The following is a 9802-nucleotide window of genomic DNA, read 5'->3' as shown; positions in this document are numbered from 1 at the left end:
CTGATCGCTCAGCCCGAATCCACTGAACCGGTTCCCGCAGCCGGTCAGTTCATGAAAAAAGCCCCTCGGCATGCCGAGGGGCTTTTTTCATGAACTGACCGGCTGCGGGAACCGGTTCAGTGGATTCGGGCTGAGCGATCAGTAACCGCCGCGGCCACCGCCACCGCCGTCACGACGACCACCGCCGCCGTAGGGGCTGCGGAAACCACCGTCGCTGCCACCACCACCGTAGCCGCCGCCACCGGAGCGGTCACCGCCACCACCGAAACCGCCGCCACCGCCACGTGGGCCGCCGAAGCCGCCGGTGCGGGGAGGACGGGCTTCCATCGGACGGGCTTCGTTCACCACCAGGCTGCGACCGCCCAGCGATTGACCGTTCATGCCTTCAACAGCAGCTTGCGCTTCTGAATCGTTGCCCATTTCGACAAAGCCGAAACCTTTGGAGCGGCCGGTGTCACGTTCCATCATGACTTTGGCGCTGTTGACAGAGCCGTAAGCGCTGAAAGCTTGCTGCAGGTCTTCGTCGCGGACGGTGTAGGGCAGGTTGCCCACGTACAGTTTGTTGCCCATGGTTGGGACTCCTAATAACACTGAGAAAAATAGCGATGGAGCCCCGTTAGCAAACAAAACCTGTAGCACGCGAAACCAGCCGATCACTTGTCAAGCGAGCGTTTCAGACACTCGCGGGAGGCATTATGCGCGCAATGCCGCATGGCCAGTGACTATTTTTGTGGCGCTGGCTGGGGTGTGCGCAGGCGATGCGCAATAACAACACCCCACCCGCCAGCGGCACGCGGACACGGTGTGGGTCACGCCGCAGTGGTGGTCCATCACCAGCGTCCGCAGGCGCTAACGCCACGCGTTCTGACGCACGGCAGCGCTTCAATTTATACTTGCCGCAGCGCCGATTTGATCCAGATTGCGGGCGCTTTAGAAATGCCGCTAAAGGGGGGATTCCCGGCCTCGCCTTTGAAACACTTGTGTTGGGCGGCGCCGGGTTTTGTTTTTTGGACCCTGCCCTGCGGGGAATGCCCAGTGATCGTCACGCCCCAAACGTTCCGATTTGACCAACCGCTGCCTTTGCGCAGCGGCGCCGTGCTGCCCGCTTACGAGCTGGTGGTGGAAACCTACGGCACGCTCAACGCCGAGCGCTCCAACGCGGTGCTGGTGTGCCACGCGCTCAACGCCTCGCACCACGTGGCCGGCCTGCATGCCGACGCGCAGGGCCAGCCGCTGGCGCGCAGCGAAGGCTGGTGGCACAACATGATCGGCCCCGGCAAGCCACTGGACACCGACCAGTATTTCGTCATCGGCGTCAACAACCTCGGCTCCTGCTTTGGCTCCACCGGCCCCACCCACACCAACCCGGCCACGGGCCAGCCCTGGGGTGCCGACTTTCCGGTGGTCACGGTGGAAGACTGGGTGGACGCGCAAGCCCGTCTGCTCGATGTGATGGGCATCCAGACACTGGCCGCCGTGATGGGTGGCAGCCTGGGCGGCATGCAGACCCTGAGCTGGACGCTGCAATACCCCGAGCGCGTGCGCCACGCCGTGGTGGTGGCCAGCGCGCCCAACCTCACGGCCGAAAACATCGCGTTCAACGAGGTGGCGCGCCGCGCCATCGTGACCGACCCCGACTTTCACGGCGGCCACTACCTGCGCGAAGGCACCCTGCCCCGGCGCGGCCTGCGCATCGCCCGCATGATCGGACACATCACGTATTTGAGCGACGACGTGATGAACGAGAAGTTTGGCCGCAAGCTGCGGGCGGTGGATGGCGAAGATCCTGTCGCGGTGGCCGAACTGGCCTACCGCTACAGCACCCAGGATGTTGAATTCCAGATCGAAAGCTACCTGCGCTACCAGGGCGACAAGTTCAGCGAATACTTCGACGCCAACACCTACCTGCTGATCACCCGCGCGCTCGACTACTTCGACCCCGCGCGCGAACACGGCGGCTCGCTCAGCACCGCGCTGGCCCGTGCCCGTGCGAAATTCCTGCTGATCAGCTTCACCACCGACTGGCGCTTTTCACCCGCGCGCAGCCGCGAAATCGTCAAGGCGCTGCTGGAAAACGGCCGCGATGTGACCTACGCCGAAATTGACGCGCCCCATGGGCACGACGCCTTTTTGCTCGACGACCCGCGCTACCACCAGGCCGTGCGCGCCTACTTTGCGCACACCGTGCGCGCCAGCGTGGGAGGGAAATGACCATGGCCGAACCCAGCATGATGGAATCCATTGCCCGCCTGGTGCCGCCCGGCTCCCGCGTGCTCGACCTCGGGTGCGGCGACGGCGCTTTGCTGGCCCACCTGCAGACCACCCGTGCCTGCACCGGCTACGGCGTGGAGATTGACGACGCCAAGGTGCTCGCCTGCATCAAGCGCGGCGTCAACGTGTTGCAGCTCAACCTGGAAGGCGGGCTCACCATGTTTGGTGACGACGCCTTCGACGTGGTGCTGCAGATCGACACCCTGCAACACCTGCGCAACGCCCAGACCATGCTGCTGGAAACCGCGCGCGTGGGGCGCCTGGGCATCGTGGCGTTTCCCAACTTTGCCCACTGGCCCAACCGCCTGGCCGTGCTGCAGGGCCACATGCCGGTGACCAAGCGCCTGCCCTACCAGTGGTACGACACGCCCAACATCCGCGTGGGCACCTACCGCGACTTCGAGGTGCTGGCCCGGCGCAACGGCCTCACCATTGAAGACAGCTTTGGCCTGCACGAAGGCCGCGAAGTGCGCAGTCTGCCCAACCTGCTGGCCAGCACGGCGGTGTTTCGTTTCTCAAGCTGACGCGCGGCCGGTTTCGCGGGCGGCATCGGCCGCGAAGTCGCCTGCCCCGGCCGGGCCTGCCAGCAGGCCGGGATAGATCTCGGCAAACGTGGCCGCAATCTGGGCCAGCGGCAGGTCGTCAAAAGGGCCGCGTTCGGCCACGTATTCCATGTGCCGCTGGCCTGCACGGTCAAATGGGTGGTAGAGCGAGTCGTTCACGCCGTCGAATTCCAGCGGCAGCAGCCCAAACTTGTCGCACAGCTCCACGTTGAACGCCGGCGTGGCTTTGCGCCAGGCGCAGTCCAGCCACAGCTCGGTGTAGCCATGCCAGGCAAACACGTCGGTCTTCATGGTGTCGCGCAGCCGCTGGGTGGACAGGTGGTTGCGCACATCGGCAAAGCCCAACCGCGCCGGTATGCCCGCCGCCCGCGCCACCGCGGCCAGCACCACCGCCTTGGGCACGCACCAGCCGTGGCCCTGTTGCAGTGCCGTGCTGGCGCGCATGCCGTGGGCCGACAGGTCGATGCGGTAGGGGTCGTAGCGCAGCTGGTCGCGCACGGCGCGGTAGAGCGACACCGCCTGCTCGCGCGCTGTGGTGCCGGTGGCGTGGGTCTGGGCAAACGCCACCACGCTGGGGTGGTCGCTGTCGATGGCATCGGTGCTGGCCAGAAAGGCCAAGGCATTCAGGGGCGTTGATGGGTTCATGGCCGCAAGCTACCAGAGTTGAGCGATCGGTACCGACACCTGCGTGACGCGCTCCAGGCCAGATCGAAAACACGCGCTGAGTGGCGGGCGAAGCCGCAGACAGTACGCAGGTACGGCCAGGCGAAGCAACAACGCCAGGGCGGTTTTGCACAAGTCCTGCCAGTGGTGTACCCCCTGGCGCTCCGATCGACATCGTGCCTATACTGGGTCCCACGTTTGAAACCCGGCCAGAATCTTGACGCATCTGGCCCTTGTGTGCCCGACGCGCGCCCCGTGTTGCCGCTGCGGCTCGCCCCCCTCGGAGACCCCCGCCATGAACGCCCGCCTGCCCCAACCGTTGCCACTCGAACCCCAGGCGCTGCAAAGCCACGTGAACGCGGCCTGGTCGGGCACCATCGTGCCCGAACTGCAGCGTTACATCGAAGTGCCGGCCAAGTCGCCCGCGTTCGATACCGACTGGGCCGCCCACGGCCTGCTGGACCGTGTGTTGCACAGCGCGGCCGACTGGGTGCAGGCCCAGCAGGTGCCTGGCCTCACGCTCGAAGTGATCCGCCTCAACGATGCCCAGGGTGTGCCGCGCACGCCGGTGCTGTTTTTTGAAGTGCCCGCGAGCGCGGGGCAAGACGGCACACCCGCACCCGCTTCGGGCCAGACCGCGCTGATGTACGGCCACCTCGACAAGCAGCCCGAATTCACCGGCTGGCGCAGCGACCTGGGCCCCTGGACGCCCAAGATCGTGGACGGCAAACTCTACGGCCGCGGTGGCGCGGACGATGGCTACGCGGTGTACGCCAGCATCGCGGCGGTGCAGGCGCTCAAGGCCCAGGGCGTGGCGCACCCACGCATCGTGGGCCTGGTGGAAACCTGCGAAGAAAGCGGCTCGGGCGATTTGCTGCCCTATGTGGACGCGCTGCGTACCCGCCTGGGGGACGTGGGCCTGGTGATCTGCCTGGACAGCGGCGCCGGCAACTACGACCAGCTGTGGCTCACCACCAGCCTGCGCGGCATGGCCAGTGGCGTGCTGAAGGTGGAGGTGCTGACCGAAGGCGTCCATTCGGGCGACGCGTCGGGCCTGGTGCCGTCGAGCTTTCGCATCATGCGCCAGGTACTGGACCGCCTGGAAGACAGCGCCACCGGCCGCTTGCTGCCGGCCAGCTTCCATTGCGAGGTGCCCACTGAGCGCGTGGCGCAGGCCAAGGCCACGGCGGCCATTCTGGGCGACGAAATTTACAAACGCTTTCCCTGGGCACACCACGACTGCGGTGGTTCCAGCGTATTTGCCTTGCCCACCAACACCGACCCGGTGGACGCCCTGCTCACCCGCACCTGGCGGCCGACGCTCAGCGTGACCGGCGCCGACGGTTTCCCTGAGCTGCGCAACGCGGGCAATGTGTTGCGGCCCTACACCGCCTTCAAGCTCAGCCTGCGCCTGCCGCCGCTGGTGGACGCCCCGCAAGCGGTGCAGCAACTCAAAGCCTTGCTGGAAGACAACGCGCCTTACCAGGCCCGCGTGACGTTTGAGGGCGAGGGCGCAGCCAGCGGCTGGAACGCACCCACCACCACGCCGTGGTTTGAAGCCGCGCTGCAAGACGCCTCGCAAGCCCACTTTGGCGCAGGCTGCGGCACCATTGGCCAGGGCGGCACCATTCCGCTCATGAACATGCTCAGCCAAGGTTTCCCCGCCGCGCAGATGATGGTGTGTGGCGTGCTTGGCCCCAAGAGCAACGCCCACGGCCCCAACGAGTTTCTGCACCTCGACTACGCGCAGCGCCTCACCGCTTCGGTGGCCCAGGTGATCGCCCGCATGCCTTGAGCAGCTGAGCGTCGTTGGCCCCAGGCACCCGCTCGTTGCTGCCCTCGCCATGTCCGAAACCACCCAGGCGCCCTTTACGCTGGCCGATGGTCTGGGCTTGGCGGTGTACGACTGGCCCTTGCCTCAGCGCCCGCGTGCGGTGGTGCTGGTGGTTCACGGTTTGGGCGAGCACGCCTGGCGCTACAACCCGCTGGCCCAGCGCCTCAATGCGTGGGGCTTTTGCGTGCGCGCTTATGACCAACGCGGCCATGGCGAGTCCGGCGGTGCCCGCGGCGTGATCCCGTCGGACACGGCCTTGCTGGACGACCTGGCCGAGGTGGTGGACGACACCCGGCACCACATTGCCCAACCCTGGGAATGTCCGCTGATTCTTCTGGGCCACAGCATGGGTGGCCTGGTGGCATCGGCCTTTGTGCTGCGCCACCGGGCGCCGGTGGACGGGTTGGTGCTGTCGTCGCCCGCGCTGGACGCGGGCATCGGACCTTGGCAGAAGAAACTCATCCGCTGGCTCTACCGCTGGGCACCCAACCTGACGCTGAGCAATGGACTCGACGTCAGCCACATTTCACACAACCCCAGGGTGGTGGCCGCCTACAAAAAGGACCGGTTGGTGCACGACCGCATTTCGGCGCGGCTGGCGCATTTCATTGACAGCCATGGCCCGCAGGTGGTGGCTGCAGCGCCGTGCTGGCATGTGCCCACCCTGCTCCTGTACGCCGGTGCCGATCGGTTGGTGAGTGCCAACGGCAGCCGCGCATTTGCCGCCATGGCCCCGCCCGGTCACGTCACCAGCCGCTGTTTTGACGGGCTGTACCACGAGATCTTCAACGAGCAGGACCCGTCGGTCGTGTACGGCACGCTCAAGGCTTGGCTGCGCTTGCGCGCGCCCGCTTGAGCGGTGCCATTGGTTCGCGCGCCACACCACCTGTGCACGGGCCCTTGCGGTGATCGCAACCGCAGCCGTCTGCTCAGCCTCTCGGCCTTTCAGCGCTTTTGCAGCAAACCGCCGAGCATGCCCATCAGGTCGTTGGCGTTGCCTCCACCGCTGCCACCCAGCAGCGCACCGAGCGCACCCATGCCGTTGTCGGCGGGCATCTGGCCTTGCGGCGTGAGTTGGTCGATCAGGCCGGGCAGCAGCTTGGCCAAGGTGCCAGCGGCTTGCTGCGTCGTGCCGCCGAGTTGCTGGGCCAGCATGCCCATCAGGTCGGAGCCCAGGGCGCCACCGAGTTGGTCGGCCGACACGGGCTGGTTGGCACCGGTACCCACCCACGACTGAACGGCTTCACCCAAACCTGCGGCCTGCAGTTTGGCCAAAATACCTGGCAGGCCGCCGGCGTTGTTGATCAGCGTCACCACCACGCCCATGAGCATCTGGGGGTCCAGCCCACCAGATGCGCCGCTGGCGGGTGTTGGGTTGCCTGGCAGCGAACCCATGGCCGCTTGGGTGGCCGTGCCGATCAAAGAGTCCATCCATCCCATCGTGTGTTCCTTGTGTGAAGCGGGCGCCGCACCGTGCTGGCAGGCTGGGCCCGGGGCCGGTGTGGCGGTATGCCTGCCGGTTCAGGCCGCATTGTGGGCTTGGCGCCGCAACCACGCAAGCCAGGCCAGGGCCACGCCCGTGAGGGTCACCGGCACCAGCGAACCCACGTTCAGCCACTGCCAGCCCTGGGTGGTGACGAGGGCGCCCGAGGCAAAAGAAGTGACCGCCATGGTGGCAAAAACAAAAAAGTTGATGGCGGCCTGTGCGCGGTCTTTTTCCTCAGGTCTGTAGGATTGAAGCGACAGCGTGGTGCTGCCGGTGAACAGGAAATTCCAGCCCACGCCCAGCAAAAACAACGCAATCAGGAACTGGTGCAGGTCCACGCCCGAGAGCGCAATCGTAATGCAGGCGATGTTGAGCACCACACCCACGCCCATGATGGTCAGCACCCCAAAGCGCTTGATCAGATGGCCGGTGAAGAAGCCCGGCGCAAACATGCCGATGACGTGCCATTCGAGCACCAGCGCGGCGTCGTCAAATGCAAAGCCGCACACCTGCATGGCCAGCGGCGTGGCCGCCATCAGCAGGTTCATGACGCCGTAGCCCAGCGCGGCCCCGGCGGTGGCCACGATGAAAACCGGCTGGCGCATGATGACCGACAGCGGGCGCCCGGGGGCGGCGTTGGCCTTCTTGGGCGGCAGGGGGGGGAACTTCAGAAACGACATGATCGCCATCGACAACAGCGCCACCACGGCCAGCGCCAGGTAGGCACCGGCAAACGGCACCTCAAACAGGCTGCGCGTGCGGCTGGCCAGGTTGGGCCCCAGCACCGCACCCACCAAACCACCGGCCAGCACCAGCGACACCGCCTTTTCGCGGAAATCGGGCGCGCTCAGCTCGGCAGCGGCAAAGCGGTAGAGCTGGCCGTTGGCGCTGTAGTAACCCGCGATCACGGTGGCGCTCACCAGCAACCAGAAGTTTTTGTCGATCGCGGCCCAGAAACACAGCAGGGCCGACGCAAACGCCACCAGCAGGCCGATCTGGAACGAGCCCTTGCGCCCGAACGCGCTCTGCGTGCGCGCCACCAGCGGCGTGGACAAGGCGCCGCCCACCACATAGCCCATCACCGGCAGGGTGGCCATCCAGCCCAGCGGCGCCAGCGACAGGCCGACCAACCCGTTGATGGCGATGAACACCACGTTGTTGGTGAGGAACAGGCCTTGCGCGGCGGCCAGCAACCAGAGGTTTTTATTCATAAGCGGGTGTTTATACAGCTGACTGGTCCAGATTCGCTTTTAGCTTCGACGGAGCCAGGCGTTGACTCCGAGAAGAAGTCGATCACTATTTGTGAATTCAACTTCATGGGGCTTGTATGTTCGCAATTCTTAATAGAAACGATCTTCCAGAACTTGCTGAAAACCTGCTGGGATCAATGTCTGTGCTTGCTAGATTGGAAGACCGAAAACACAACTTGGAAGTGACGGTGAGGGGGCGGAACGACTACTTCTTTGTGTACACGGTTGCTGTGAGCGAGGTGCTGACTATGGGTGCTCTTCAAGCTCACATGTGCGCGTTCTCCAACTGTTTGGAGACTGAGGGATTTATTGATTGACGGCCTGAACCAACGCCGCCAGCGCAGCGGTCTCGGCGCGCAGCACGCGCGGCCCCAGCGTAACCGGCACGAAGCCTGCCGCCCGGGCCGCGGCGTCTTCGCTGGGGCTCAAGCCCCCTTCGGGCCCGCTGAGAAACCACACCGGGGTGTGGGCCGACTGGCCCGCCAGCACCGTGGCCAGCGGCTGCGAGCCGTCGGTCAGCGACAACACGCAACGCAACACCGGCGCTGCGACGGCTGCGGTGGTTGCGGTCTTGAGCCAGGCGGCCAGCTCGGCCACCGGCAACACGCTGGGTACCCGGTTGCCGCCGCATTGTTCGCAAGCGGCGGTGGCCACCGCTTGCCAATGGGCCTGCTTTTTCGTGGCGCGCTCGCCGCTCAGGCGCAGCACGCTGTGGGCGGTGTGCAGCGGCTGCACGCTCGCCACACCCAGCTCGGTGGCTTTTTCCACCAGCCAGTCCATGCGGTCGTTGGCGGGCATGCCCACGGCCAGGTGCACGCGGCGCGCGGGTTCGCATTCGCGGGCCTGGTGGCTGTCCACGCGCACCGCCACGTCGCTGCGGCCCATGCGCAAAATGGTGGCGCTGTGTTCGCCGCCGTCGCCGTTGAACAGCGTGATGACGCCACCGGGCTGCAGGCGCAGCACCTGCACATGGCGGGCCGCCGCAGCGGGCAGTTCCAGCTCGGCACCGATGGCCAGCGGGACGGGGCAGTGAAAGCGTGGCATGTCGGTGAGCTCAGACGCGGCCGAAGGCGTAGCCCGAGGCGGCCTCAAAGCCTTCCACCTGGTCGATCACTTTCAGAAATGGACCCAGCTCGCGGTAGCGGTGCGTGGTGTTCCGTATGTAGTGGATGAAGCGGGGCGTGTCGGCCAGGTACTGGGGCTTGCCGTCGCGCAGCGTCAGGCGCGCGAAGATGCCGGCCACTTTCAAATGGCGCTGCAGGCCCATCCACTCCACGGCGCGGTAGAAGGCACCGAAGTCGCTGTGCCAGTCTTCAAAGTCCATCAACCCGGCCTTGCGCGCCTTTTCCCAATAACGGATGGTGATGTCGATGACGAAATCTTCGTCCCAGGTCAGGAAGGCATCGCGCATGAGGCTGGCGATGTCGTAGGTGATGGGGCCATACACCGCGTCCTGGAAATCGAGCACGCCGAGCTGCTGCGCCGGCGTGCTGCCGGGCTGGGCCGGGATCATCAGGTTGCGGGGCATGAAGTCGCGGTGCACGTACACGCTGGGTGCGGCCAGACAACGCTTGACGATGCTGTCGAACGCCTTGCGCAGTGTCTCGGCATCCTTGCCTTGCAGCGTGGTCTGGCGGTGCTGGGCCAGGTACCAGTCGGGGAACAGTTGCAGCTCGCGGCGCAACAGCGGCTCGTCGTAGGCCGGCAGCACGCCGGGTTTGGACGCCAGCTGCCA

The 9802-nt window shown here is 65.8% G+C and carries 10 protein-coding genes; 4 read left to right on the top strand and 6 right to left on the bottom strand.

All coding sequences use genetic code 11. The annotated features are described in order from the left end of the window. Positions 1-138 precede the first annotated feature (138 nt). Positions 139-570, bottom strand: a complete 432-nt coding sequence (locus tag Q7J58_RS14250) for an RNA-binding protein (protein WP_304829284.1) — start codon at positions 568-570, stop codon at positions 139-141. Between the two features lie 465 nt (positions 571-1035). Here Q7J58_RS14250 and Q7J58_RS14245 point away from each other — a divergent pair, with 465 nt between their 5' ends. Next, positions 1036-2211 (top strand): homoserine O-acetyltransferase, encoded by a 1176-nt coding sequence (locus tag Q7J58_RS14245; RefSeq protein ID WP_304829281.1) that lies wholly within the window; start codon positions 1036-1038, stop codon positions 2209-2211. A 2-nt stretch (positions 2212-2213) separates the two neighbouring features. Continuing rightward, positions 2214-2795: a methionine biosynthesis protein MetW gene (gene metW, locus Q7J58_RS14240; protein ID WP_304829278.1), complete on the top strand. Its 582-nt coding sequence runs from the start codon at positions 2214-2216 to the stop codon at positions 2793-2795. Here metW and Q7J58_RS14235 read toward each other — a convergent pair. Beyond that, positions 2787-3479, bottom strand: coding sequence for a transglutaminase family protein (locus Q7J58_RS14235; protein WP_304829275.1), 693 nt, complete (start codon positions 3477-3479; stop codon positions 2787-2789). The genes metW and Q7J58_RS14235 overlap by 9 nt on opposite strands. Before the next feature lie 313 nt (positions 3480-3792). Between Q7J58_RS14235 and Q7J58_RS14230 the strand changes: the two genes are divergently transcribed. Together Q7J58_RS14230 and Q7J58_RS14225 are read left to right on the top strand one after the other, a co-directional pair. Next, complete coding sequence (locus Q7J58_RS14230) at positions 3793-5292, top strand: M20/M25/M40 family metallo-hydrolase (RefSeq protein ID WP_304829273.1); 1500 nt, start codon at positions 3793-3795, stop codon at positions 5290-5292. Between the two features lie 49 nt (positions 5293-5341). Continuing rightward, positions 5342-6187, top strand: coding sequence for an alpha/beta hydrolase (locus Q7J58_RS14225; RefSeq protein ID WP_304829272.1), 846 nt, complete (start codon positions 5342-5344; stop codon positions 6185-6187). An 89-nt stretch (positions 6188-6276) separates the two neighbouring features. Here Q7J58_RS14225 and Q7J58_RS14220 read toward each other — a convergent pair whose 3' ends face one another. The 4 genes from Q7J58_RS14220 to Q7J58_RS14205 form a co-directional block, all read right to left on the bottom strand. Continuing rightward, complete coding sequence (locus Q7J58_RS14220) at positions 6277-6771, bottom strand: YidB family protein (RefSeq protein ID WP_304829270.1); 495 nt, start codon at positions 6769-6771, stop codon at positions 6277-6279. Between the two features lie 81 nt (positions 6772-6852). After that, positions 6853-8028, bottom strand: a complete 1176-nt coding sequence (locus tag Q7J58_RS14215; protein WP_304829267.1) for an MFS transporter — start codon at positions 8026-8028, stop codon at positions 6853-6855. 345 nt (positions 8029-8373) lie between these two features. Beyond that, positions 8374-9111: a 16S rRNA (uracil(1498)-N(3))-methyltransferase gene (locus tag Q7J58_RS14210; protein ID WP_304829264.1), complete on the bottom strand. Its 738-nt coding sequence runs from the start codon at positions 9109-9111 to the stop codon at positions 8374-8376. 10 nt (positions 9112-9121) lie between these two features. Then, positions 9122-9802: phosphotransferase (locus Q7J58_RS14205; protein WP_304829261.1), on the bottom strand; the 681-nt coding region annotated here is incomplete at its 5' end.

This window comes from Hydrogenophaga sp., assembly GCF_030656115.1.
GTDB lineage: Bacteria > Pseudomonadota > Gammaproteobacteria > Burkholderiales > Burkholderiaceae_C > Hydrogenophaga.
Note: the sequence above shows the minus strand (reverse complement) of the source record. Positions and strands in the feature narration are given on the sequence as shown.

Bases quoted from the DNA above. Each gene is read 5' to 3' on its own strand.
- Q7J58_RS14220 (WP_304829270.1), bottom strand. From the start codon at position 6,771: ATGGGATGGATGGACTCTTTGATCGGCACGGCCACCCAAGCGGCCATG.
- Q7J58_RS14210 (WP_304829264.1), bottom strand. From the start codon at position 9,111: ATGCCACGCTTTCACTGCCCCGTCCCGCTGGCCATCGGTGCCGAGCTG.
- Q7J58_RS14215 (WP_304829267.1), bottom strand. From the start codon at position 8,028: ATGAATAAAAACCTCTGGTTGCTGGCCGCCGCGCAAGGCCTGTTCCTC.
- Q7J58_RS14230 (WP_304829273.1), top strand. From the start codon at position 3,793: ATGAACGCCCGCCTGCCCCAACCGTTGCCACTCGAACCCCAGGCGCTG.
- metW (WP_304829278.1), top strand. From the start codon at position 2,214: ATGGCCGAACCCAGCATGATGGAATCCATTGCCCGCCTGGTGCCGCCC.
- Q7J58_RS14225 (WP_304829272.1), top strand. From the start codon at position 5,342: ATGTCCGAAACCACCCAGGCGCCCTTTACGCTGGCCGATGGTCTGGGC.
- Q7J58_RS14250 (WP_304829284.1), bottom strand. From the start codon at position 570: ATGGGCAACAAACTGTACGTGGGCAACCTGCCCTACACCGTCCGCGAC.
- Q7J58_RS14235 (WP_304829275.1), bottom strand. From the start codon at position 3,479: ATGAACCCATCAACGCCCCTGAATGCCTTGGCCTTTCTGGCCAGCACC.